This is a genomic window from Paenibacillus pseudetheri, assembly GCF_924513355.1.
GTDB classification, from domain to species: Bacteria; Bacillota; Bacilli; order Paenibacillales; family Paenibacillaceae; genus Paenibacillus_AQ; species Paenibacillus_AQ pseudetheri.
The window spans coordinates 97,011-121,229 of the sequence record NZ_CAKMAB010000001.1 but is presented as its reverse complement, the minus strand read 5'-3'; the positions used below and the strand labels follow the sequence as shown (position 1 = coordinate 121,229).

Here is a 24,219-nt window from a genome sequence, read left to right as displayed (position 1 = left end):
GGTGAGACCATGGCAAAGAGAACCTATCAATCAGGCTTAGAGAAATTCAACCGCACAAGCACAAGCGTAAATGCTTTGTTTACCCTAATTTTTACGCTGCTGGCAATTGCCTGCGTCGTGCCTGTGATCGTTGTGTTATCCATATCGCTTACCGATGAATCCTATATTCGTGAAACGGGATACAGCATTCTCCCAACCGCTCTATCCGCAGATGCATACGCTTATATCGCCAAACAAGGAACGATGATCTTACGCGCTCTAGGTGTATCCGTACTTGTAACTGCCGTAGGTACTGTACTTGGTGTACTGCTCACCACAACGATGGGATATGTCATTTCACGTCCTGCCTACAAGCTCAAGAACTTTCTCACCTGGGTTGTATTTATCCCGATGGTATTTAACGGAGGTCTTGTATCCAGTTACTTTATCAACACAAATTTCTTGGGATTGAAGAATACGATTTGGGCGCTCATCCTGCCGCTCGCAGTATCGTCCTTTAACGTTATTATTTGTAAAACCTTTTTCAGGAGCACGATCCCTGATGGTCTGATCGAATCTGCTGAAATTGATGGGGCTAGTCAGTTACGTACCTTTACCTCAATTATCCTGCCAATCTCATTGCCTGTTCTAGCTACGATTGGGCTGTTCCTCTGCTTCGGTTATTGGAACGACTGGTTTCAATCGATGCTGTATATCGATAACCAGAATCTCTATTCGTTACAAGCGCTGCTTAACAGCTTAATGACCAATGCCGATGCGCTTGCCCGAAACTCAATAAGCATGGGTGTAAGCTTTGCAGAGCTTGTCGCAACAATGCCCAAAGAATCTGCCCGTATGGCTGTTGCTATTCTTATCGTCTTGCCTGTTGCCTGCGCATATCCCTTCTTTCAGAGATACTTTATCAGCGGCCTTACCATTGGCGCAGTCAAAGGCTAGTTCCGAAGTAAGTCAAGCAAAGCTTGGTTTATGATATATAACCGTACTTTTGATACGGTACAATCCATCATTCCACACTAGGAGGAGTTAAAGTGAAGAACACCCTCAAGTTTGCCTCAACAATGTGTATTCTCGCATTAATGCTGTCTCTACTCGCTGCATGTGGCAGCTCGAAGCCAGCGACCACAGCAACCAATGGAAACGAGAGTGGCACAACTGCTACTGATGCACCAGCCACCAAGGAAATCCCTACATTGGTATGGTGGTTGATCGGCGGACAGGTTCCTGAGAACTTTAGTAAAGCAGTTGAGCAAATGAACGAATACACCGCTGAGAAAATCGGTGTCAAAGTGGATATCAAGGTGGCTAGCTGGGGCGAGTGGGATACAAAAATCAACACAATCGTGAATACAGGTGAACCATTTGATATGATGTTTACCAACAACACAAAGTATAGTAAGCAAGTTACTATGGGAGCGTTCGCTGACATTACGGATCTGGTACAAAGCGAAGCCCCTGAACTTTACAAGCTCATCCCCACAAAAGTATGGGATGGTGTAAAAATAGGTGGCAAAACTTTCGCTGTTCCAACGTATAAGGATTCTTCATTAACTCAATATTGGGTATTCGACGACAAGCTTGTCCAAAAGTATAATATCGATTATCAAAACATTAAAACGATGCAGGATTTAGATAAGCCATTTCATGATATGAAAGCTGGGGAAGGCAAAAGCTTCTACCCGTTGTCGTTGATCCAAAGCGAAGGCTTCTTAGGACTTTTAAACAATTATGATGATATGACATTAGGTTTCCATCCTATTGGCGTAAAAGTTGATGATGCTTCCCGTAAAGTGGTTTCAGTGTTTGAACAACCGGAAGTTATGACCGACTTAAAGCTGCTGCATCAGTGGTACAAAGATGGTATTGTCAACCCGGATGCACCAACCAAAACTGAAGGCGATAAATACAGAGCATTCTTCTCCGCACAAGCCTTCCCTGGTGCTGAAGCCGGCTGGCAAATCACCGCAGGGATTGACAAGTACGACATGACTCAAGTTTTTGGACCACTCTATACAACAAGTACAATCCAAGGCTCGATGAATGCAATCTCGGCAAATTCCAAATACAAAGCGGAAGCATTAAAATATCTGGAACTAGTGAATACAGATCCAAAATTACGTAATATGCTTGCATTTGGTGAATTAGGCGTCGACTATAAGAACATTGACGGAGAAAAATCAGTCGAGCGTATCAGCGATACATGGCCTTTAGCAGCGTACTCACAAGGTACTTTCTTCAATCTTGCTGTCACAAACGGGGCTCCTCTAGATCAGTGGGAACAAGTGAAGAAATTGAACGAACAAGCGGCGTCCTCCAGCGTATTGGGCTTCGCACTGGATATTAGTGAACTACAGACAGAGGTTGCTAACTGCCAGGCTGTATATGATAAGTATAGATATGAATTGCTCACAGGCGCTTCAGATCCTGAGAAGGTAATCCCTAAATTGCTGTCTGAGCTAAAAAATGCCGGAATGGACAAAATCATGCAAGTAGCTCAAGAACAAATCAACAATTACTTTAAATAAACCTTATTTCACATGGTATATCAGCGCTGATATACCATGTGTTTCCCTTTAATCCACTAAAATTTATTTGAACTAATGTTACACTTCATATATATTTACAGTGAATTATAAGCGCTCTCAACCATAGCAACGAGAGACTTATTCCTCTATATTATGTGTCTGATCTTAGGGGGCATTACGAATGAAGTTTTGGAGGAGTTCTTTTTTTCACATTAAAATATATCGCAATAAATTTCGGGCTTACCTTATCTTCATTCTAGCCATTGGGTTAACACTGGGCACTATGACCAGCGCGATCCTTGTTAATCAATGGATTGGTGACGCGCGGATTGAAGCTGCGAATGCCTTTTCCCGCATTGAAAACAACTTTCAGAATGATGCCGATCGGATTGAAGCTTACATGCAAAGATTGTATTTTAATCATGATCTGATGAAAGACGTCCGTTATTTCATGAGCCCTTCCGTTGAAGGGTATCTGACTAAAAGACTGGAGAATAGTCCCTATTCATCACAATCACTGCTCTCTTTTCCTGAGGATATTAAAACATATCTATACAGCTGGGCACAGGGAGACATTACTCAGATCAGCGTTCATACCAAGGATTACGGAAATGTTATCCATTTTAATAGTTTTGGCATTCCTAGCTTCCAGTTTGGCGTTCCAAATACTGACGAAATCTTCGATGAAAGTATACAGAAGGGCTTCGTCTCTCGCAAAAAACTAAATCAAAGTGCTACGGAAGCAGGGGAAATCCGCTTTCAGATTAGCAGCAAGCGAATATTCAGTATCGCAAATAATTATCAACTCGGTAATGCGGCTGTAATCAACTCTACCGGGGAGATATTCACTATTGGTAACAATGAATCCATGATAAAAGAAATCACCCAGCAAGCGGTTGTGAATAATAAAAATCATGGCTTTATCGTAAATAAAGGATATATTCCTATTTTCTTTGTTACTTTTTCATCTACCAAATACAATTATCAATTTGTTAGTACCGTAGACTTGGCTGCACTTATACGCCAGCACAGCACGGTTTTGCTCAATATATTTATGATCGTCTTTACCGCTATGATCTGTGTACTGCTGCTCGTAGTCTACAATCTTCGTGATGATTCAAGATTTCTACACCGTATTATACAATCAATCAAACGTGCGAAAACAGCTGACTTCACCCCCAATAAACCTGCACGTTATCGTATGAATGAATATGGTATGATTGCACGAGAAGTCGACGATATGATACACCAATTAGACAAATATATTCGAAATGAATACTTGCTTAAGTTAAAACAGCAGGAAGCAGAAATGAAAGCGCTTCAGCATCAAATCAATCCTCATTTCCTTTATAATACCTTGGAGGTCATTCGATCTACTGCATTGGTTCATCAAAATGAGCCTACCGCAGATGCGATTGCAACCTTAGGAGCGTTGTATCGAGAAATTGTTAAGAAAGAAAATATCATTTCAATAGGTAGCGAACTAGAGTTGTTACGAAAATACCTGAAAATTATGGAGTTTAAATATCCTGAACATTTTTTTTATCAAATCGATGTTGAAGATTCAATTTTAGAGCTCCCTACTGTGAAGTTCTGGATGCAGCCCTTGGCAGAAAATTTCTTTGTCCATGGGTTTAATATTAATAAAGAATTTAATCTATTTATCGTGTCAGGCTGGGAAGATGAGGACTACTATAGACTGGATTTCATTGATAATGGGGTACGAATTGATGAAGAACGGCTAACTGCCATCAGGCGAATTCTTTCGAGTAATAATGACCATACCACCAAAAGCATTGGATTATATAATGTCTATGCCCGATTACAATTTTTCTATCAAGAGAATTTCTCGATTAGCATTGAAAACAATGATGAAGCTGGTGTCAAAATCTCTGTACAGATTTCTAAAAAGAGGTGATTAGATATGTACAAACTTTTGATTGTGGATGATGAACCTCAGATTTTGGAAGGTATGAAACGTATTCTTGATTGGGAGCACTACGGATTCAAACATATAGAAACAAGTGACTCCACTGAAGATGCCGTGTTTAAAGCCGTAGATTTAATTCCTGACATAGCTATTATCGATGTGTGTATCGGCAAAAATCTAGGGTATGATGCTATCCAAAAGTTAAATGAAGTGAACCTTCCAACCAAATATATTATTATTAGCGGCTATAGTGACTTTCAATATGCCCAGCAAGCCATTCGTTGCGGAGTCAAGGATTACCTATTAAAACCTGTGGATCGAATCAAGCTGCAGGAGGTCATTGAAAAAATAATTATCGAGGACTTACATGGCACGATTAGAGATGTGAATGCTGACACCATGAGTATTGATCCTGTACTGGGAGTACATTACGATTCCTTATCCAAGCTGGTCAATCGTATTTTAATTATGATTAAAACAGAATTTGCTCATAATATTTCATTAAAATCCGTTGCAGACCGGTTTCAAATGAACAGCACCTATCTTGGACAACTCTTCATTAAAGAAACAAGTATGAAGTTCTCAGAGTATCTTATGAGCTATCGGATGTATCGTGCACAAGAGCTCATCCAAACGACAAATGAGAAAATACACTGGATTGCCCTTTCTGTTGGTTACAACAACCTGAACTATTTTTATACACAATTTCAAAATCATTTTGGTACTTCTCCCTCAAGTTTACGGATGAAAAGTTAAGGCTGGATATATATCGCAAAGTGATTTAGGGGGCCGGGGTCATGAATAGATATAGCTGCTTCATCTGTGGTATAATTCTGCTGTCCATTACAATGTTAACTGGCTGCAGCAAGCAGAATTTGAACGCTACTAGCTTTAATGCAGAACCTACTGTAAATCTGATCTATTATACAATCGGTGATCCAGATAAGGATCTTGCCCTTGTTAACGACAAAATTAACGAGATATTAATGAAGAAAATTGGAATTACCATAACCTACAATAAAATTGGTTGGCAGGAATATGATGATCGCATGAATACAATGATCTCCTCTGACAGCCCTTTTGATATTGCTTTTGCTCCGGATTATGCTAAATATGCCAAACGTGGGGTATGGCTGAAGTTAAATGACTATTTCTTGGATCTAGCCAAAGAAATGTACCTAACAATAGACCCCATCTTTTGGAAGGGTGCTGAGATGGATGACGGGTTCATCTACGGCGTCCCCACCAACAAAGAATTAGCAGTACGTGAGAATTGGATGTATCCTGATTCTCTGGTAAAAAAATATAATATTAAAGTTAACCAATACAATACACTGGAATCGCTCGAACCGTTGCTTCGCATGATACAAAAAAATGAACCCGATTATTTACCCATGGAGCTTGATCGAGACTCACATAATTTTTTTGCTATGTACGGCTACGAATATATAGGGGACAACAGACTCCCATTAATGATCCAATCTCTGGATCCTGCAGCTCCCGTGGTCAATATCTTCGAAACCCGTGAAGCCAAGCATATATTAGATACTCTAAGACGTTATTACCAATTAGGGTTCATTAATCAAGATGCCGCCTTGCGAGAACCAGGAAGTTTGAAACGTGGTGTAAAGGTATTTTGGGAATCTGGTAGTGGTGGTCCACTCTCTGAGAGCGTCTGGAGTAACGATCTGGGGTATAAAATTGTAACCAATCCAGTAACACCCGAGGTGGCAACTACGGAAGCCGTGCGCGGAGGGATGATGGTTGTGAATGCAAATACAAAGCATCCTGTGGAGAGCATCAAATTTCTAAACCTATTGAATACCGATCCTGAACTGCGTAACTTATTTCAATACGGCATTGAAGGCGTTCATTATACGCTGGATCAGAATGGCCAGGTTGTCCTAAGTTCGACAAAAGACAGTCAAGGAAATCCGCTTCCCAAGGCGAACGGTGGCTACACTGGCATACAATACACTCAGGGAAACTGGTTTATCTTAAATACATTAGGTGGAAGCTACCCTGACCCACTAAACAAGTGGGAACAATTCCGCATCTACAACTCCAAGGTTGTGGAGTCCCAAGTACTCGGCTTTACTCCCGATCTGTCAGAGGTCGCTGAGCAAATTGACAACATTGAGATTGTCTGGCGCAAATATTATCCAAGTCTCATGACAGGTAGTGTCGATGTCGATATCATTCTCCCCAAATTCAACCATGAACTTCATGAAGCAGGTATTGATAAGGTACGTAAGGAGATCCAGAAGCAATTGGATCGTTGGCGGGAATAGGAAAGTACTATAAAAAAAGGCCCCTCCAAGAGAGACACTTAAGATAAAGTGACCTTCTTGGGGGGCTTTTATATGACTAGTGACCCATCATCATCGCTGGATCTACTTCTTCACCGGTATTTTCAACTTGTTGTATCTTCGGCTTACGAAGGATGAGGGACATAGCAATACCAACACATACGATACAAGCGGTCAGGAGAAAGGTATCTCCAAAGCCAGCTACTAAAGCGGTCTGCGGATTTCCTGTCTTTCCGATTGTAGCCATGTGAGTATTTGTATGAGAAGTCAGATAAGCTGTAAGACCTGTCACTGCGAACGATACGACAACCTGTTGAGCCGCTGAAGTCAACGGTGTCACACGGCTAACCAAATGACGTGGTGCTGAATTTAATACATGTGTATTAAGAGGCATCATGGTTGACCCCATACCTAACCCCATCACACAAACCGCGACAATAACCATCCAAATCGGTGTATCCACGTTTACCGTCGAGAGAATAAACATCGCGGTGGCGATAACACTCAACCCACAGAACGCTAATGGACGAGCTCCAATTTTATCAAACAACCTACCACTAATCGGCATCATAAGACCGGCGCATAACGCTTGCGGCATCACGATCCAACCTGTATGAAGTGCGGTATAACCTTTAATATTCTGTAAATACAAAGGAATCATCAGCGTAGCTCCGAATAATGCCATCTGTACGATCCAAGTAAGAATAATACCGCGAGTGAAATCAGATGATTTAAACACCTTCAGTTCAAGCAAAGGATACTTCTGTCTAAGCTCCACCACAATAAACAATATTAATGCGATACCACCGATTGTTAAGCCTATAATAGCACCCGTTGAAGACCAATCGGTTCCCCCTTCGCTCACACCATAAGCCAGCATGGCGAACGCGATCGGTGCAAGACACATCCCGAGAATATCAAGATGTGTTGACTTCTGCGGTTCAGTCTTCGGTAAGTATTTCTTACCCAAAATGAAGGCCACAATACCTATCGGCAAATTGATAATGAAGATCCAGTGCCAACTCACATAATCGACAAGATAACCGGATATTACAGGGCCAAAAGCTGGCGCCATCAACATTGGAATTCCAAGAACACCCATAATAGAGCCGCGACGTTCTGGTGGAGCTAATTTGAATACCATTGCCATCCCGATCGGTGCAACCATACCTCCGCCTAGACCTTGAATAATACGGAATATAATCAGTTGTTCAGGTGATTGGGCTAAGCCGCATAGGACTGACCCTAACGTAAACAGCACAATCGTTACAAGGAAAATACGCTTTGATCCAAATTTATCGGTCATCCAACCGGCAAGTGGAATGACTGCGGATAGTGCCAATGTGTACCCCGTTATTGCCCATTGAATCGTCTTTAGGTCAGTGTGAAAATAATCCACTAATTTAGGAACTGCATTGTTAACAACTGTACTGTCCAGAATGACCATAATCATACCGACGATTATCGCGAGCAAAGGCGGCAGAATAGCTTTTAGCGAGAACGTGTCCCCTTCCTGCGTAAGGGGTTTTGTTGCAGCATTTGAAGTCATTGTAATACCTCATCTTTCTAAATTTTGACTGAATATTTATGAAAATAATGCTCGAAAAACAAATCGATACTTTCCTCAATCGATATAGGAATATCGAGTAGAGACGATTGAATGCAGTTGTTAGGCTGACATTTAGTAGCAGGATTCACTTTGGTGAACGGTGACATAATGGCAGCAAACATATGCTGTGTCATCAACAATACGGTCTTTCGATCGGTTACACCTGTCACTTCTGTCATGACTTCACTTAATTTTTCGAACCCTTGTTGTTTCATAAAATGTACATATTCGGTTACTGATTCAAACAGTGGATCATGGCCAAGAATTCGCTTGAGCAAATCAGGATAGTCTTTAAGAAATGAGGTGTACGTCAAAATAAATTGTTTCAGTCGTTCGATTGGCAGATATTCCACAACATCAAATATGTCAAACGCCGAGCGGAATGTTTCCAGGATCATCTTCATTGCTTCATGCATAAGCTTTTCTTTCGATCCGAAATAATAATTAATTAGCGCTACATTAGTGCCAGCTTCACTAGCAATCTTCCGAATGGTGACACTATCAATCCCTTCGGATTTAATTAAATGCAGCGTTGCGTCCAAAATCTTCTCCTTCGTCATAGAACTCTCCTTAACTTGACATACAATTAAACATCGTTTAAAACATTGATTAATATACCTTGAAAACTAAATATGCGTCAATGGAAATTCCAGAATTTTTTTATTGTTATCACCAAAGACGGAATCATGCGATACAGTGCTTAATTTTGGAGAATAAAAATAACCGGTCGAGAATATATCTCGCCGGCTGATTGTATTTGTTGTTATGTTAAAGTTAACCATTCACTCGACCCTTTAATACCAATTGTAATGACTCAATTATTCTATTTGAATGCGTGCAAGCTCCTTAAAATATAAGTAGATGCATGCTTCTTACTGAAAAACGGTGGTCTAGAAATGAAACGCAAAATCGTGCATCATTTCACTTTCCCCACAAAATCCGATAACAAAAACTTAGCCTAGCTGGGATGAATAAATATTGGACATCTAATAAAAAAATTAGGCACTAAAAACCCTTCAAGAAACCCATAAGCAACGTAAAAAAGGATTGTTGCCCGTTTCTTGTTCAATTAGATCAACTTCTCTTTTAAGTTGAATCAGCCTACGATTAGCTAATACAGATTCTTCAACAAGGCTATTCTGTGGAATCAAACTGATTTCGTCTTCTAGAGCACAGACTTTTTCCAATATTGCAATATCAAGCCCATTTTCTATATTTGAGAAAGAGTGAATATCAAAATGATTTTTATTATAAATTTTCATTAACTTCAAACTTCTATTTTTTGCAGTTAGATCAGTTAAACGATCTCTGTACATTGAAATCAGCTCTTGCATATTTCACACCTCATTATTATTAACGGCTAGGAAATAATACCCATAATTATAATAATACTATTATAAGTTCCATAGTATGACTGCAATGAAGAAAGCCGTCATTTTTGTGAATATGTATAAGCACATTGCTTATGTTATAATATCGAAAAGGCGGTGAACTGAATGTCCATTTCAAAAGAACAATTGGAACAGAGCCTTCAGGGCAAATCTTACGTAGACCTTAAAGATTTGGTCCAGCTAATCGAAGAGAACTTTGGATTCAACGTTACGCTGCAAAGGAAAGATGAGCGGCCTACATTTACAGATGAACAGAAGAAGCGAATGACTTCAGTCATTTTTAAAGATGAAGCTGTTCTGTCTCAACTTCATCAAGCTCAGAAGGATCGTAAAGATGGAATTTCCACATACAGTGACAACGAAGAAGAGTTTGCACAATTACTGAAAGAGGTTCAGAATGAAATCTGACCGTTACAAGGTTCTCTGGACCACTTACGCTCGGGTAGCTCTTGCCCAAATGAAGGAATATAAAGTAGACCCCATGTACGTCTTCAAACGTTCTAAATCTGCATTGGATGATGAACCCAAATATAAAGCTAATGGAGTTTCTGACTTCCCTGGTTTTGAATTTAACGGATACTACTGGGTGCTAGTCGGCAATGTGATAATTATATACAGGATTGATGAGAGTCTTCGTGAAGTGTATGTCGATGCTTGTTACTTTACTAACACTGGAATGTCTCATTATGTATTTTGGGGAATCGATCCAGATGAATAATAGCCTAACCCACACGTAATCGCGCATGGGTTAGGCTATTATTTTTTGTCCTATAAATCATCTATCTCAACAAGCCACTTACGAATCTTCGGTTCTTTAATTCTTACTAAAGCATATCTGACCTACTTTTTCACTTCCAACATAGTTAATCCGTAATCTAAGTATTTCAATTCTGAAATCCCCTGCTTTATCCAAATACTTCGCACCGTCATACTCCCCCCCTCCTACCCATATACATAATATGAACTACATTGATCGACCCATTTGTATGAAGCTAGACCCCATTTAGTGAGGGTTTATTCAGGTTGGATCTACAGAAATATAGGAAGGAGCAACTGAGTCATGCCAAGCCGAGAAATTAATGCACTGGAGCGGGCAATCGCCGAGATTACTGAAATAGCCACGGGCTTTGGTTTAGATTTTTATCCCATGCGTTATGAAATATGCCCCGCAGATATTATTTATACATTTGGAGCTTATGGAATGCCTACACGATTTGGACACTGGAGCTTCGGAAAAACGTTTCACAAAATGAAATCCCAATACGATTTCGGGCTGAGTAAAATTTACGAGCTCGTCATTAACTCCAATCCTTGTTATGCCTTCCTGCTCGACGGGAATTCGCTGATTCAGAACAAGCTAATTGTAGCTCACGTGCTAGCGCACTGTGATTTTTTCAAAAATAATATGCGCTTCTCCATGTCCAACCGGGATATGGTCGAGAGTATGTCAGCTACAGCGGATCGTATCGCCGGTTATTCAGTAACCTACGGCACCGATGCTGTAGAGAGCTTCATCGATTCCGTTCTCGCCATTCAAGAGCATATAGATCCCAGCTTGATCCAGCCGCGCAAGCTTGGTAAGACCCATCTGCTGGAAGCCAAAATGAAGGCACTCAAGGATGCCCCTCCGGGTGGCTCCAAATCAGCTAATCCGTACGACGAGTTATGGAATCTAGACAAGAGTAATTCTGGACCACAGGAAGCATCATCGGGTAATCGTGCGTTTCCACCTGAGCCGGAAAAAGATATTGTCTGGTTCATCCAGCAATATTCCACCGTCTTGGAGGATTGGCAACGCGACATTATGACGATGCTCCATGATGAAATGCTCTACTTCTGGCCACAAATGGAGACGAAGATCATGAACGAAGGCTGGGCTTCGTACTGGCATCAGCGTATCGTCCGTGAACTGGATCTAACGGTTGAGGAAACCGTAGAATACGCTAAACTGAATTCCTCCGTCGTGCAGCCCTCACGGCAAAGCCTGAATCCATACTACCTGGGGCTGAAGATCTTCGAAGACATCGAACGCCGCTGGGACCGCGAGAAAATATTTGAGGTACGGGAGTTGGAATCCGATACTTCTTTTATCCGCAGCTATCTGTCCAAAGAACTGGTGAACGACCTCGATCTTTATGTTTTTGAGAAAAAAGGTCCGGAATGGAAAATCACCGACAAAGCATGGGAAAACGTACGTGATCAACTGGTGCTTGCCCGAGTCAATGGCGGGTCACCTTACTTGGTCATAGAGGATGCCGACTTCGAGAAGAATGGTGAGTTATTCATAACCCACCGCTACGAAAGCATCGAGCTGGATCTGAAGTATTTGGAACGCACGCTCCCGCATATCTATTCGTTATGGGGTCGGACCGTTCATCTGCAGACCGTCGTGGAGGACAAAAAGGCGCGGTTCTCGTATGATGGCAAGAAGGTACAGCGGAAGTTTATTTAAAGAGAATAGGACTCTATAACTTGAAAAACAAAGCGGCAGAACTGGACGCGTAGTACGTCCCTGGTCTGCCGCTCTTTATTTGGTCTGTTGATTATTCGGATTCATTTAACATCTTTGAAAAATATTTCGGAGCCTCAGTAAATCCTTGTCGGGCATAGAATCTATGCGCATCAGTTCTTCTGGAGTGGCAATGAACTTGAATTCGGTCACAGTTTCTTTTTCTAGCTAAATCAGTGCAATATTCCTCAAGCATCCGTCCAATTCCCTTGCTCCTAATGGCATTACTCACCACAAGATAGCTTATAATTGCAGTATCCCCCGTGAGCCCTAATTGAGGTATGTAATGCATGGAAATGCAAGCGACTACTTTATGGTCTTCCTCGAAAACTAATAATTCCTCATCCGGATGCAGGACTAGCTTTTCTATTTTTTCTTGCATGAACGCTTCTGTCTCTGGATAACCCAACTGCTCTAATAATTCGGATATGTCTTTCCAGTCCTCTACTTTTGCTTCTCTAATCATCTGTTCCACTCCCCGAGATTATCAAGTTACACGTCTAATTGACTCTATTAGACTACGGGAGGGGATAACCGTCAATCATGTCCTAATCAATTTTAAATGAAGAAAGTCCGCAGCGTGTAACCCGCTGCGGACCTTCTTACGTCGACACCCCGTATCGACTGAATAATTAGAACATGGCAAATGCTGCTGAGGTGAAAGTAACGTAGGGGAAGTTTGGAGTCGTAGGAGCGATAGCGATCGCCCGAAAGCTTTCCCTAGGAAAGCTCACTTCGAAAGCATATGCTGTCTCCGGATTTAAACCGCGAATGCGGTATAGAAATCAAATAAATCTGGAGACAACAGCGGCCGGAGACCCAAACATTCCCCGAAGTTACGATCATTACCGAGCAGCATTTGCTATGAGAATTTCGTTCAAATTATTCAGTCGATTTTTTCACAGGAACATAAATCTCCATCACTGTATCCGGCCGCGAATGGCAGCGTTCGTCGTAGAATTCGAAGTCCAGCTTACTGTCATCATAAACGTAGCCACTATCCTTAAACCATTCTTCGAAGATATACTTCCAAGTGCTTTTTATAACCTGTGCAAACTGTATTTGCTCTGTATCCGTTGAAGTATCTACTGGCGGCGTTGTAAACACGGCATACTCGGCTTCTGGCACATCCATCGTCAACATATCATCTTCCACCTTGGAGTAGTCCTCCACAATAACACCTAATAGATAGGTCGCATTGCCATTATCTGAGGAAGGAATACACAAACCGACTTCCCCGTGTTTAGGCGGGTTTAGTATTTTATACATTTTGGACTCCAGATTCTCACCCTCATAATGGCTCCAAAAAGAAGCAATATCCTTGGTATACATACTTCCAGCAACATTAGTCTGGATCCCATACCCAGCGACCTTAAATGCAGGCTTGCTAACAATAACAGGGTTCATTATAAAACCTCCGATTTCAAATAGTGTTTTCCCTTTAATAAATCCATCCATCCGCGCCGCATATTGTGTCGGACTATAGCCAAATGCCTTACGAAAGGCCTTAGTGAACCCGCTTTGTGTCTCAAAACCATAGTCCAGCGCAATATCAATGATTCTTTTGCCGGCAAATAATTCAATTGACGCTAAAGACAGTTTCCGGCTCCGCACATATTCCATCACGGACATTTCCTTGCATAAGCTGAACACTCGGCAAAAATGATACACCGAATATCCGACTTCAGCGGCTATTTCTTCCACTGTTATATTTTCTTTGATATGAGCTTCAATATATTCAACACATTTCTCTATATCCTTACTGTAATTCAAGTGCAGCACCAGCCTTCCCCCGTACGGTGATTTCATTATATCAACTGCGAGCGAGGAGGATTGTTCCTGTTTTGCTGAGCTGTATTTTGCTGTATGATCTAACACTTTTAAAGAGCTTTACCATATAAAATAATGTACATTTGCAGGTTTCTCTTGTGAGGGCGGCTGCTACCTGCCACTTTTCAGGTTCATGCATTACTTTTCGGACGCGCGAACCTAGCCAAATTCCACTTAATATAACGTATTGATACACGTAAAAAATATCTATCAGCATAAAGAAAGACCACCCAATGGTGGTCTGCAAATGTACTTTTACTCTTTTTTACCGATTAAGCAGACTGCCTACATACTTCAGCAGCTCATTAGCGCAGATTGGGCAATAGTGATGCCCATCAATCAGTCTGGCGCATACCTCGTTGATCCGTTTGAGCTGACTTTCATCCGGCGTTTTGGACGAGGTGGTGATTTTGACGATATCTTTGAGATCTGTGAATAGCTTCTTCTCAATCGCTTCCCGCAGGCGATCGTGGTTATTGTATTCGAATTTCTTCCCTTTGCGTGAATACGCGGAAATCCGGATCAGAATCTCTTCCCGGAACGCTTTTTTCGCATTCTCAGAGATACCGATTTGTTCTTCAATCGAACGCATTAACCGCTCATCCGGCTCCATTTCCTCATCCGTAAGCGGATCGCGGATTTTGGACCAATTGCAGAAGGCTTCGATATTATCGAGATAATTCTCGAATAATGTCTTGGCGGACTCCTCAAAGGAGTAAACGAAGGCCTTTTGCACTTCACTTTTAGCTAAAATGTCATATTCTTTGCGGGCAATGGAGATGAAGTTCAAATAACGCTCCCGCTCCTCTTTTGTAATCGATGGATGTTGATCCAGACCGTCTTTAATTGCCCGCAACACATCCAGTGCGTTCATGCACTGCAGATCACCTTTGATCAAGGCGCTGGAAATCCGGTTAATAACATACCGCGGATCTATTCCGGACATGCCTTCATCCAAATACTCCGTTTGCATCTCCTTGAGATCTGCCTCTTTGTAGCCCTCCACCTCTTCACCATCATACATGCGGAGCTTTTTGATCAGATCCATGCCTTGCTTTTTGCTTTCTTTCAGACGGGTCAGGATCGAGAAAATAGCAGCAGCACGCAATGCATGCGGCGCAATATGCACATGATTCATATCACTCTGGGCGATTAGCTTGGCGTATATTTTTTCCTCTTCCGATACTCTGAGGTTATACGGAACAGGCATAACAATCATACGGGACTGGAGCGCTTCATTCTTTTTATTAGAAATAAACGACTTATACTCGGTTTCATTGGTGTGAGCTATGATCATTTCGTCCGCACTGATCAGCGCGAACCGGCCAGCCTTGAAATTGCCTTCTTGCGTCAGTGACAGCAGGTTCCACAGAAACTTTTCGTCGCATTTGAGCATTTCTTGAAATTCCATCAGCCCACGGTTAGCTTTGTTCAACTCTCCGTCAAAACGGTAAGCGCGTGGATCGGATTCCGAACCAAATTCAGTAATGGTCGAAAAGTCGATACTTCCTGTCAAATCGGCGATATCTTGCGACTTCGGATCGGATGGACTAAAGGTACCAATCCCTACCCGCTCTTCTTCTGATAAAATGACACGCGTCACTTTAACTTGCTCAATATCTCCCGCATAATCATTTCTCAGCCGCATCTGGCAGGACGGGCACAAGTTGCCCTCAATACGCACACCGAGTTCTTTTTCAATCTCTGGACGAAGCTCCAGGGGGATCAAATGTAGTGGATCTTCATGCATCGGGCAGCCCTCAACCGCATATACCGCACCCGCATCCGTCCGCGAGTATTGTTCCAAACCTCGTTTTAACAGCGTGACTAGGGTCGATTTCCCCCCACTGACAGGTCCCATCAATAGCAGAATCCGTTTACGAACATCTAACCGGCGTGCTGCAGAATGAAAATATTCCTCCACTAACTTTTCGACTGCACGATCAAGTCCAAAAATCTCCTGTTCAAAAAACTTATAACGTTTGCGTCCGTTTATGTCCTCTACGCCATGCGACTTAATCATGTCATAAACGCGGGAGTGAGCGGTTTTTGCGGGAGAGGGGTCTTTTTTCAAAAGTTCTATATACTGCTTGAAGGTCCCGCTCCACGCCAAACGGTCGTTCTCAGCCCGATACGAAGCTATTCGCTCAAAAATATCCATTGCTCGCTGCCTCCTCTTGCGCTCCTACTTGCTCTCCTATAGCGTTAAAAAGTGTATTACATACCTATGCGGCAAGCGCGGAATAGTTGACCTCTTTTTTGCTGTGCTATAATAGAGAATCATAAAATCGCAGTAAAACCTTAATGGAAACTCGAAAATAAAGGGCTACGGGAGTGACACTATGGCGGTACGACATGAAACGGAGCTTTATGCTCCTTTGAAGGTTTTTTTTGAAAAGCAAGGATACAGCATCAAGGGTGAGGTTCGGACTTGCGATTTGGTGGGTATTCGTGAAGATTTAGAACTCCCTCTAATCGTAGAGATGAAAAAATCATTCAACCTCGCCTTGCTCCTGCAAGGCGTGGAACGGCTAAAGCTCAGTCCTACGGTCTATCTCGCAGTAGAACGTGTCCGTGATAAAAAAGGGGCGGTAAACCAGCGCTGGGGCGAGCTTAGCGGACTGTGCCGCCGTCTTGGCCTCGGGCTGATCACCGTTGTTTTTTATAAGACCAAGGCCCCGCTGGTCGAGGTGCTCGTCGAGCCGGACGAGACGCCGCCTGCGCAGCGCAGCAATAAGCGGCGGCGCGAGCGCCTGCTCTATGAGTTCCGCGAGCGCAGCGGAGACTACAACACCGGCGGCAGCACACGCGTCAAGCTCGTGACTGCCTACCGTGAGAAAGCGCTGCGTGTCGCGCTTTCTCTTCAGGCAGCGGCGGCTGGCACGCGAAGCGGTGCCCCTAGCGCTGCCTCAAGCGCACGCTCGGCCGGGATCTCTCCGGCCGAGCTGCGGAAGCGTAGCGGCGTACCGAACGCCGCCGCTATGCTGCAGCACAACTACTACGGCTGGTTCCAACGTGTCAGCCGTGGGCGCTACACCCTGACCCCAGCCGGTCAGGCCGCACTAGTGGAATACGCCGCTATAACTGGCGGCGCCTCCAATGACAGCAATCAGCACAGCAATTAGCTTGCCTATCCTAAGCAAAAAATTCTTTCAATTTCAAATTTTTTCTGGAGCTTTTATCTTTTTTTCTGCTTTTGATCTTTCACTCTCACTTTTGTCATTTTCTTCGATTTTGATCTTTCACTCTGACTTTTATCATTTTCTTCGATTTTGATCTTTTACTTCGACTTTCGTCTTTTAATCAGGTCCTAATCATTTACTTGGACTTTAAACTTATTATTCTAATGCATACGTAACAATGTCTAGGTAACGCCAAAAAGCATCCCATCTACGGGATGCTTTTTGTGTTCCAATCTGTTAAAGCCACAGAAACAGATCTAGCATTCGAAGCATCAATCTCAAGCTGATACATTAAATTATAGGGAAATCATCCCTATAATTTCTTAATATAAGCGCTAAAAACTGAAATATAGGGAATTCCTCCCTATAAATGCATAGATCACTCCATAAAAAGAGCTTTTTCCGAAATTTATAGGGAGAGATTCCCTATAGTCTCCATTTCAGAATACAAATCAGCCAGTTATAGGGAGAAATTCCCTATAATTACCTCCCCCGCACTCTACTCCTTGGCTAATGCATCACTCTGACCGTATTGACTTCCTGAGTGTGTCATTCAATGATCTGCCCGTTCATCCGCCTACACATCACCCTGCGCATCTGACCGCATATCTGCCTACGCCTATGACCACTCATCAACCTGTTTGTTACTTTTATACGTCCGATCCATCAGATTACTTAATCAGCACCCACCTAACTCCGAGCCGTGAACTCCTTAACCGCCTCGCTCATCAGATTCATGCCGAGTAGCAGCTCATCCCGACCGGGATGGCTGAAGTTAAGACGAATTTGATTCCCGCTTCCATCTACGCTACATAACGGTCCTGGCAAAAATGCCACTCCCTTACCAAGCGCACATTTTAGCAATGCCATAACATCCATTCCCTCCGGTGGAGATACCCATAGAAACATACCTCCTGACGGCTGCTCGTAGGAGCTTCCCTTCCAAGCTGGACGTTTTAGCAGTTCAACCATTAACTTCAGTCGGGTGTTATATTCTCGGTTCAGCTGCGCAATATGCTCACGAAGATCAAAAGCGGTCACATCCAACAAATGATGCAAGAGCCGCTGATTTAAAGCGCTCGATTGCCAGTCTGCCATCTGCTTGGCAGCAGCCATCATCCCGATCACTTCCCGGCTACCTGCAGCCCAGCCCGTCCGCAGCGCGGGCGCAACGGTCTTGCTGAACGAACCGATATATAATACGTGTCCGCCATCACTTATATTTTCCAGCGCATACAAGGATGGATATCTTGTGGCCCAATGCTCACCATACTTCTGGAAATGTAAATCCCCATAAGAATCATCTTCTACAATCAGGATGTCATAGGCGATACAAAGATCTAACACCTCACGCCGTCTCTGTAAGCTCCATAGGATGCCACTTGGATTCGTGAAGCTTGGTGTTGCAAACAGCATCTTAGGCTTATGCAGTTCAATTTGCTTCCGCAAATGATCTGGATCAAGGCCGTCCAAGTCACCCTCTACAGGAATAATAATGGCCCCCTGCATCCTAAGCGTTTGCAAGAATCCTGGAGATGTCGGATTTTCTACTAATACGCGATCTCCCGGATCAATATACACCCGCGACAACAAATCGATCGCTTGCTGGCTACCCGTTGTTAGCAGAACTCCACCCTCAGTAACAGTCACCCCTTTTTCTCTGAGCCAATCCCCGGCAAGCCACTCCCGAAGTGGCCCATAACCTGCAGGATCACCATATTGAAGTGCCCCTGCATCTGCAGATATTACCGTAGAAGCTGCTTCAGCAAGCAGCGATAACGGGAACAGTTCTTCCGCTGGTAATTCTTCAGCTAGCGATATCATGGAGCTTCTCCGTGTTTGGGTGCGAATACTTAGAAGCGGTGACGACAGCAGTGTGTGCGCGCGAGCAGAAAATTGGTAAAGCATGCGAAATCCCCCTTCCCTAGTACCAAGTAGAAATGGCTTAGTTTTCCTCTTCCGAGGACGATTATCCATTTAACGTGATATGCTTTCTTCTATTTCAAGAATATTCCGCCTTTACCGTCATTATGTCGTGTAGCTTGGGTTATGCGTAGATTTGCCTGTTTTGTCTTGAAAAGAGAGCAAATTTCTCAATGGCCTGCGCTCGCGTCGAAACATCAAGCTTCACATAAATTTTGCGCAAGTAATTGTCAATCGAGCGACGGCTTACTGCAATTTCAAGCGCTATTTTATCATAAGTAATCCCCTGAACGATTCGCTCCATAATAAACATCTCTGTCTGCGTCAATTGAAGAACATCATCCAGTCCTTTAGACGTCGAAATCGGCCAGGATCCTTTTTCTATCCATTCTAGCGGCATTGAAAGAAAACCCACCCGCAAACCCAGGATCAGCTGTAAAAGCTGATGAGGAGAAGCTCCTTTGGAGAAGATCCCGCTGGCTCCCAGCTCTATGAGGGGCTGAAGCAGATCTCTGCCGTCTTCATCCGTCATTACGACAAAATGTGAGTTTGGTGAGCTTTTTTTCATATTTAACAGCACATTCTCAATATTACCTTCAGGCATATGATAATCTGCCAGCACTAGCTCGGGATTCTTTTCCCTTACGATGGAAGCGCCTTCGTCCCAAGTTGAATACATTCCTAGAACTTTAAGCTCTCCTCCCTCTTCCAAAATCAATTTTGTCCCCAGCATACTTGTAGGATGACACCCCACAATAACCACCTGCCAAACCTTCATCATTAATGCCCAGACCCCCTGCTTTATATAATCATCCAGAAAGGAAAGCGCCGCAGCGTTTCCGGTTTAAACGCAAGCAAGGAAGTATGATGACTTGTTCGTTTATTCTCTCGCTGGTTACCTTGAGTACGTCTATCAGAAATTCCAATCTATAGAAATTGTATCGCAGTAGTTTAATAGGATGCAATTACTTTTTCTAGTTTTCACACTCTCTTACATTTTTGCGAAACTAGTCAAAGTCTGATAGAATGGGGACTTGAAAAAAAGACCAACCCGAGGTGATCAAATGCAACCGCTAGCGGAAACGTCCCCGGTACACTCGCGCCGTGCTGCTGTGAGAAGCGGCCCTTCCGTAAAATGGTTTTTACTGTTCTGGATCGTGATGATTGGAATTGGTGTATATGCTGTATACAGCTACACAAACCATTTGAAGCAGCAAGTGCTGAGCGAACTTAGCAATCAGAGCCAGCAGCAGCTTACCGTTCTGAAGACCGACTATGAGTCGAAAATTGCCGTTCTCACTGAAGAAGTGAAGGAATTGCAGAATACTGTGCAAAGTTTTAACGAACTATTAACCTTCACTAAAGATAATGCAAGTGCCAAGACAGACAATAGTAACAAGCTATATACGCAATTGAGCGAAGTTAGCAAACAGTTAGAAGCTTTGAAGAAAGAAATGGATCTGATCAAATGATGACGCCAGTCAAAAGAGTGAACCGCTTCTTTCTGCTTCTGACCGCACCTTTTTTAGGTTTACTGATATGTATGTGGTGGTATCGGCCACCGCTCGAGCTGGATCTTGATGTAGGGCAATTCGCACCTAGCTCAGGGCCTCTGAATGAAACAGCTGTCCTAAAAAAGGATTTAACCCTAGCTGAAGGCACTGCATCCTACACCATAGATGCAGTAAGCGCTAGCGCTAAGCTATATAAGGGAACCACTACTGCTATGAATAAATTGGTTGAGACAGCGAAGACTCAAGCGAGCCGTCCTGAGCTGATCTATAACCGCCGGATATCCGCCAAGCTTGGAATACCTTCTGAGGTCCTTAGTAGCGACCGGATTAGAATTGAGCTATATAAGCTGAATCCAGGTAACTATAAGGCCTATGCTTTGAAGATCAAATTGAAGGATCCAACTGCGATGCAGATGAGTCTTGCTAAGGAAGCTACCGGTGGCGCAGAAACCACTATGCACGCTGTACAAAGTCATGGCGCTATTGCAGGTATTAATGCTGGAGGTTTTGCGGATAAAGCCGGAAAACGCTATCCCTTAAGCACTACTGTGATTGATGGAAAGTATCTATATGGTTTCGAGCCGACATTCAAGGATCTCAGCTTCGTAGGTCTGAACAAGTCCGGACAGTTAATCGGCGGGAAATTTTACAGCCGCGCACAGTTAGATCAACTCGAACCCGCATTTGGTGCAACCTTTGTGCCTGTTCTACTTAAGAACAACATCAAAGTACCGATCCCGGAAAAGTGGAAAACATCCCCCAATCGGGCGCCACGTACAGTAATCGGTAATTATAAGGATGATCAGCTTCTCATCTTTGTAGCGGATGGCTATAATGAGCTTGGCAGCTCTGGTGCTCGGCTAGAGGAAATTCAGAACAAGCTATATAACATGGGCGTCATGGATGCTTATAATCTGGATGGTGGAGGGTCGTCATCGCTCATCTTCAACGGAAGAGTAGTCAACAAACCATCAGACGGAAATCTTAGAGCTGTACCGACAAATTTCCTGTTTTTTGAATGATTATAGTAAAATGTCTATGCAACATATCACATTTGCGTTTATTTTTATTGATTTGCAGGGTATAATCTAGATAACGAATACATTTGCTAATGGAGGTGCCAGTATGTCGTTCTCATTAACCTTTTGGATCGTAACTATCGTATTTGTGTTATTTATGGTCGGCATCCTTACCTCATCTTACAACGACGACAAAACAAAAGGTCTATAAGCAAGAAATGCCTCAGTAGCCACTTGGCTCTGAGGCATTTTTTATAAGCCTGAAACAAAAAAACTGTCACACAAGTAGAAGAAGTCTACGAATGGGACAGTTTCTTTATTTAGAAAACTATAGGCTGTCAGAATTCTAAATGTGTAAATATGTACTTCCTAGGCGTGTCTTGGCAATTGCGTCATTTCGGAGAGGCATGCAGCGCAAATATAACGATCTTTATATTCACTCACACCTTCCATTGATCCGCAGAAAACACATTTTGGACGGTAACGCTCCAAGATGATATGGTCACCCTGTACCAAAATTTCAACCGGGTCGCCTTCATTCATCTGATACCTTTTACGCAGGGACTTAGGCAGAACAATTCTACCCAGCTGATCCACTTTGCGAACTACACCAGCAGGTTTCATATCTAACGTACACCTCTCCTGTTCAACTAATAATTTGTAGCTACTATATATTTCGGCTCATTCATTATATTTCGTTATTAAAATGTCGAATCCTGCTGAAAAAAACAAAAAAATTGTCTTTTTTTAAACAAGATTAGGAAAGTCTAGCTGTCGAAGAGCTTCATATACAATAATAGCCGCAGAATTAGATAAATTCAGCGATCTCACGGCATCACTCATTGGCATGCGCATTTTTGTTTCTTTACCCGCTTCCAGAATATCAGCAGAAAGCCCCTTCGTTTCTTTACCAAAGACAAAGAAATCTCCATCTTGAAAATCAAAATCGCTATATCTCTTCTCTGCTTTCGTCGTTGCGTAAAAGAAACGTCCCTCACTGTACTTCTCAAGTACCTCAGCAAAAGAGTCGTGGTATTCAATGTTAACAGCGTGCCAGTAATCCAATCCTGCTCTTTTCAATGTAGCATCGTCTGTACGGAATCCGAGCGGGCGAACCAGGTGAAGATGAGTGCCTGTTGCTGCGCAGGTACGCGCAATATTTCCAGTATTGGCCGGTATTTCCGGCTCAACTAATACGATATGGAGTGCCATTATAGGGTTCCTTCCTCTCTAAAGGCTTAATAGCCAGATATTTTACTCTAGTGCATAACAGTAGTTTCTCCAAACAAACTGAAAACCTTCCACCCATAGGCGGAAGGTTTACGATAGAGTTCATTAACCTTGAGTTTGCCGGAAATGGTTCATGAAATCAGAAAGTGCTTTAACACTTTCGTAAGGAACTGCATTGTAAATGGAAGCGCGCAAGCCACCCACACTACGATGTCCTTTTAAGCCGACAAAACCTTCCAGTTCAGCAGCTTTAACAAACCGTTTTTCGAGTTCTTCCGATTGCATCCGGAAGGTAACGTTCATAATAGAGCGACTGCTCTTCTCAGCAACGCCACTGTAGAATCCGTCACTTCCATCGATGTGATCGTATAACAGACCCGCTTTTTCAAGGTTCTTGGATTGGATGCCGGCTAAACCACCCTGCTCCTCAATCCATTTTAATACTTCATTAACCATGTAAACCGAGAAAGAAGGAGGTGTGTTGTAAAGAGAGTTGTTTTTATAATGAGTGCTGTAACGCATAATTGTAGGAATGTTAGAAGGTGATTCTGCAAGCAATTCTTCTTTAGCAATAACTACAGTCACGCCGGAAGGACCTAGGTTCTTCTGAGCTCCAGCATAGATCATTCCGAATTGATTTACATCGATTGGACGGCATAGAATATCACTGGACATATCTGCGATGAGCGGAATCGAGCCAGCATCCGGATATTCTGCATATTGCGTTCCTTCAATGGTCTCATTGGAAGTAACGTGAAGGTAGGCAGCATTTTCCGCAGCTTTAATCGAACTCAATTCAGGTATAGCTAAGAATTTCTTGTCTTCGGAAGAAGCAGCAACATGAGCTCCCCCTACCAATTTAGCTTCTTTATAAGCCTTATCTGCCCAGCTACCTGTCATAACATAGCTACCTACTTGGCCTTCGGAAATCAGGTTCATAGGGATCATAGCAAACTGTGTGCTTGCTCCACCTTGTAAGAACAATACCTTATAGCCCTTCGGATTGCCGAGGAGCGAAAGCAGACGTTCCTGCGCTTCATTATGCACGGATTCGTAGATTGCTCCACGGTGCGACATCTCCATGATAGACATTCCACTTTCCCGGAAATCAACAAACTCCGCTTGTGCGCGTTCCAGTACCGTAAGCGGCAATGCTGCCGGTCCGGCATTAAAATTGTATGCTCTCTTATTCAAAACTACTCCCCACCCTTTCTCTCCTATCAATATGGATATCGCTTATGATAGCAATAA

At 43.0% G+C, this 24,219-nt stretch carries 22 protein-coding genes; 11 read left to right on the top strand and 11 right to left on the bottom strand.

All coding sequences use genetic code 11. The annotated features are described in order from the left end of the window. Window positions 1–9: 9 nt before the first annotated feature. The 5 genes from L1028_RS00505 (at window position 10) to L1028_RS00485 (ending at window position 6,743) form a co-directional block, all read left to right on the top strand. On the top strand, window positions 10–936 hold the full coding sequence (locus tag L1028_RS00505) for a carbohydrate ABC transporter permease (protein WP_234529904.1): 927 nt from the start codon (window positions 10–12) through the stop codon (window positions 934–936). 92 nt (window positions 937–1,028) lie between these two features. Then, window positions 1,029–2,522: an ABC transporter substrate-binding protein gene (locus L1028_RS00500; RefSeq protein ID WP_234529902.1), complete on the top strand. Its 1,494-nt coding sequence runs from the start codon at window positions 1,029–1,031 to the stop codon at window positions 2,520–2,522. Window positions 2,523–2,703: 181 nt separating this feature from the next. Further along, window positions 2,704–4,440: a sensor histidine kinase gene (locus tag L1028_RS00495; protein ID WP_234529899.1), complete on the top strand. Its 1,737-nt coding sequence runs from the start codon at window positions 2,704–2,706 to the stop codon at window positions 4,438–4,440. A 6-nt stretch (window positions 4,441–4,446) separates the two neighbouring features. Next, the gene (locus L1028_RS00490; protein WP_234529897.1) at window positions 4,447–5,208 is read left to right on the top strand and encodes a response regulator transcription factor; all 762 of its coding nucleotides are present in this window, start codon (window positions 4,447–4,449) and stop codon (window positions 5,206–5,208) included. Between the two features lie 41 nt (window positions 5,209–5,249). Further along, window positions 5,250–6,743 carry an ABC transporter substrate-binding protein gene (locus tag L1028_RS00485; protein WP_234529895.1) on the top strand — a complete coding sequence of 498 codons (1,494 nt, stop codon included), beginning with the start codon at window positions 5,250–5,252 and terminating at the stop codon, window positions 6,741–6,743. 76 nt (window positions 6,744–6,819) lie between these two features. Here the strand turns inward: L1028_RS00485 and L1028_RS00480 are convergent, their stop codons facing one another. The 3 genes from L1028_RS00480 to L1028_RS00470 form a co-directional block, all read right to left on the bottom strand. Continuing rightward, complete coding sequence (locus L1028_RS00480; protein WP_234529893.1) at window positions 6,820–8,310, bottom strand: DHA2 family efflux MFS transporter permease subunit; 1,491 nt, start codon at window positions 8,308–8,310, stop codon at window positions 6,820–6,822. Window positions 8,311–8,327: 17 nt separating this feature from the next. Next, window positions 8,328–8,930, bottom strand: coding sequence for a TetR/AcrR family transcriptional regulator (locus L1028_RS00475; RefSeq protein WP_234529891.1), 603 nt, complete (start codon window positions 8,928–8,930; stop codon window positions 8,328–8,330). Between the two features lie 456 nt (window positions 8,931–9,386). After that, entirely contained in the window at window positions 9,387–9,704 is a 318-nt protein-coding gene (locus tag L1028_RS00470) for a hypothetical protein (protein WP_234529888.1), read from the bottom strand. A 162-nt stretch (window positions 9,705–9,866) separates the two neighbouring features. Here L1028_RS00470 and L1028_RS00465 point away from each other — a divergent pair, with 162 nt between their 5' ends. The 3 genes from L1028_RS00465 (at window position 9,867) to L1028_RS00455 (ending at window position 12,213) form a co-directional block, all read left to right on the top strand. Continuing rightward, a complete protein-coding gene (locus L1028_RS00465; RefSeq protein WP_234529886.1) occupies window positions 9,867–10,169 on the top strand; it encodes a hypothetical protein in 303 nt (100 codons plus the stop codon). After that, window positions 10,159–10,479, top strand: coding sequence for a hypothetical protein (locus L1028_RS00460; RefSeq protein ID WP_234529884.1), 321 nt, complete (start codon window positions 10,159–10,161; stop codon window positions 10,477–10,479). Before L1028_RS00465 ends, L1028_RS00460 begins: the two co-directional genes overlap by 11 nt. A 342-nt stretch (window positions 10,480–10,821) precedes the next feature. Beyond that, window positions 10,822–12,213 carry a SpoVR family protein gene (locus L1028_RS00455; RefSeq protein WP_234529882.1) on the top strand — a complete coding sequence of 464 codons (1,392 nt, stop codon included), beginning with the start codon at window positions 10,822–10,824 and terminating at the stop codon, window positions 12,211–12,213. Window positions 12,214–12,304: 91 nt separating this feature from the next. Here the strand turns inward: L1028_RS00455 and L1028_RS00450 are convergent, their stop codons facing one another. The 3 genes from L1028_RS00450 to L1028_RS00440 all read right to left on the bottom strand — a co-directional run bounded on the left by L1028_RS00450 (window position 12,305) and on the right by L1028_RS00440 (window position 16,261). Further along, entirely contained in the window at window positions 12,305–12,736 is a 432-nt protein-coding gene (locus L1028_RS00450) for a GNAT family N-acetyltransferase (RefSeq protein WP_234529879.1), read from the bottom strand. A gap of 416 nt (window positions 12,737–13,152) precedes the next feature. After that, window positions 13,153–14,079 carry an AraC family transcriptional regulator gene (locus tag L1028_RS00445; protein ID WP_234529876.1) on the bottom strand — a complete coding sequence of 309 codons (927 nt, stop codon included), beginning with the start codon at window positions 14,077–14,079 and terminating at the stop codon, window positions 13,153–13,155. A gap of 286 nt (window positions 14,080–14,365) precedes the next feature. Then, window positions 14,366–16,261, bottom strand: a complete 1,896-nt coding sequence (locus L1028_RS00440; protein WP_234529874.1) for a PrkA family serine protein kinase — start codon at window positions 16,259–16,261, stop codon at window positions 14,366–14,368. A gap of 181 nt (window positions 16,262–16,442) precedes the next feature. On the opposite strand from L1028_RS00440, the gene L1028_RS00435 reads away from it, so the two are divergent. Continuing rightward, window positions 16,443–17,225, top strand: coding sequence for a DUF2161 domain-containing phosphodiesterase (locus tag L1028_RS00435; RefSeq protein ID WP_234529871.1), 783 nt, complete (start codon window positions 16,443–16,445; stop codon window positions 17,223–17,225). Between the two features lie 747 nt (window positions 17,226–17,972). On the opposite strand, the gene L1028_RS00430 is transcribed toward L1028_RS00435, so the two are convergent. Beyond that, a complete protein-coding gene (locus L1028_RS00430; protein ID WP_234529869.1) occupies window positions 17,973–19,190 on the bottom strand; it encodes an aminotransferase-like domain-containing protein in 1,218 nt (405 codons plus the stop codon). A 139-nt stretch (window positions 19,191–19,329) separates the two neighbouring features. Then, window positions 19,330–19,986, bottom strand: coding sequence for a DNA-binding response regulator (locus tag L1028_RS00425; RefSeq protein ID WP_234529867.1), 657 nt, complete (start codon window positions 19,984–19,986; stop codon window positions 19,330–19,332). Window positions 19,987–20,269: 283 nt separating this feature from the next. On the opposite strand from L1028_RS00425, the gene L1028_RS00420 reads away from it, so the two are divergent. Further along, window positions 20,270–20,677 (top strand): hypothetical protein, encoded by a 408-nt coding sequence (locus L1028_RS00420; RefSeq protein ID WP_042186244.1) that lies wholly within the window; start codon window positions 20,270–20,272, stop codon window positions 20,675–20,677. Continuing rightward, complete coding sequence (locus tag L1028_RS00415; protein ID WP_234529866.1) at window positions 20,674–21,741, top strand: phosphodiester glycosidase family protein; 1,068 nt, start codon at window positions 20,674–20,676, stop codon at window positions 21,739–21,741. The genes L1028_RS00420 and L1028_RS00415 overlap by 4 nt, the downstream gene beginning before the upstream one ends. A gap of 366 nt (window positions 21,742–22,107) precedes the next feature. Here L1028_RS00415 and L1028_RS00410 read toward each other — a convergent pair whose 3' ends face one another. The 3 genes from L1028_RS00410 to serC all read right to left on the bottom strand — a co-directional run bounded on the left by L1028_RS00410 (window position 22,108) and on the right by serC (window position 24,162). Next, window positions 22,108–22,362 (bottom strand): AbrB/MazE/SpoVT family DNA-binding domain-containing protein, encoded by a 255-nt coding sequence (locus L1028_RS00410; RefSeq protein WP_039871533.1) that lies wholly within the window; start codon window positions 22,360–22,362, stop codon window positions 22,108–22,110. Between the two features lie 123 nt (window positions 22,363–22,485). Continuing rightward, on the bottom strand, window positions 22,486–22,950 hold the full coding sequence (gene trmL, locus L1028_RS00405) for a tRNA (uridine(34)/cytosine(34)/5-carboxymethylaminomethyluridine(34)-2'-O)-methyltransferase TrmL (protein WP_234529864.1): 465 nt from the start codon (window positions 22,948–22,950) through the stop codon (window positions 22,486–22,488). A 123-nt stretch (window positions 22,951–23,073) separates the two neighbouring features. Further along, window positions 23,074–24,162 carry a 3-phosphoserine/phosphohydroxythreonine transaminase gene (gene serC / locus L1028_RS00400; RefSeq protein WP_234529862.1) on the bottom strand — a complete coding sequence of 363 codons (1,089 nt, stop codon included), beginning with the start codon at window positions 24,160–24,162 and terminating at the stop codon, window positions 23,074–23,076. Window positions 24,163–24,219 lie beyond the last annotated feature (57 nt).

What these genes read in the sequence shown, in the direction of transcription:
- L1028_RS00505 (WP_234529904.1), top strand. Translation starts at nt 10, where the DNA reads ATGGCAAAGAGAACCTATCAATCAGGCTTAGAGAAATTCAACCGCACA.
- L1028_RS00495 (WP_234529899.1), top strand. Translation starts at nt 2,704, where the DNA reads ATGAAGTTTTGGAGGAGTTCTTTTTTTCACATTAAAATATATCGCAAT.
- L1028_RS00490 (WP_234529897.1), top strand. Translation starts at nt 4,447, where the DNA reads ATGTACAAACTTTTGATTGTGGATGATGAACCTCAGATTTTGGAAGGT.
- L1028_RS00485 (WP_234529895.1), top strand. Translation starts at nt 5,250, where the DNA reads ATGAATAGATATAGCTGCTTCATCTGTGGTATAATTCTGCTGTCCATT.
- L1028_RS00480 (WP_234529893.1), bottom strand. Translation starts at nt 8,310, where the DNA reads ATGACTTCAAATGCTGCAACAAAACCCCTTACGCAGGAAGGGGACACG.
- L1028_RS00475 (WP_234529891.1), bottom strand. Translation starts at nt 8,930, where the DNA reads ATGACGAAGGAGAAGATTTTGGACGCAACGCTGCATTTAATTAAATCC.
- L1028_RS00470 (WP_234529888.1), bottom strand. Translation starts at nt 9,704, where the DNA reads ATGCAAGAGCTGATTTCAATGTACAGAGATCGTTTAACTGATCTAACT.
- L1028_RS00465 (WP_234529886.1), top strand. Translation starts at nt 9,867, where the DNA reads ATGTCCATTTCAAAAGAACAATTGGAACAGAGCCTTCAGGGCAAATCT.
- L1028_RS00460 (WP_234529884.1), top strand. Translation starts at nt 10,159, where the DNA reads ATGAAATCTGACCGTTACAAGGTTCTCTGGACCACTTACGCTCGGGTA.
- L1028_RS00455 (WP_234529882.1), top strand. Translation starts at nt 10,822, where the DNA reads ATGCCAAGCCGAGAAATTAATGCACTGGAGCGGGCAATCGCCGAGATT.
- L1028_RS00450 (WP_234529879.1), bottom strand. Translation starts at nt 12,736, where the DNA reads ATGATTAGAGAAGCAAAAGTAGAGGACTGGAAAGACATATCCGAATTA.
- L1028_RS00445 (WP_234529876.1), bottom strand. Translation starts at nt 14,079, where the DNA reads ATGAAATCACCGTACGGGGGAAGGCTGGTGCTGCACTTGAATTACAGT.
- L1028_RS00440 (WP_234529874.1), bottom strand. Translation starts at nt 16,261, where the DNA reads ATGGATATTTTTGAGCGAATAGCTTCGTATCGGGCTGAGAACGACCGT.
- L1028_RS00435 (WP_234529871.1), top strand. Translation starts at nt 16,443, where the DNA reads ATGGCGGTACGACATGAAACGGAGCTTTATGCTCCTTTGAAGGTTTTT.
- L1028_RS00430 (WP_234529869.1), bottom strand. Translation starts at nt 19,190, where the DNA reads ATGCTTTACCAATTTTCTGCTCGCGCGCACACACTGCTGTCGTCACCG.
- L1028_RS00425 (WP_234529867.1), bottom strand. Translation starts at nt 19,986, where the DNA reads ATGATGAAGGTTTGGCAGGTGGTTATTGTGGGGTGTCATCCTACAAGT.
- L1028_RS00420 (WP_042186244.1), top strand. Translation starts at nt 20,270, where the DNA reads ATGCAACCGCTAGCGGAAACGTCCCCGGTACACTCGCGCCGTGCTGCT.
- L1028_RS00415 (WP_234529866.1), top strand. Translation starts at nt 20,674, where the DNA reads ATGATGACGCCAGTCAAAAGAGTGAACCGCTTCTTTCTGCTTCTGACC.
- L1028_RS00410 (WP_039871533.1), bottom strand. Translation starts at nt 22,362, where the DNA reads ATGAAACCTGCTGGTGTAGTTCGCAAAGTGGATCAGCTGGGTAGAATT.
- trmL (WP_234529864.1), bottom strand. Translation starts at nt 22,950, where the DNA reads ATGGCACTCCATATCGTATTAGTTGAGCCGGAAATACCGGCCAATACT.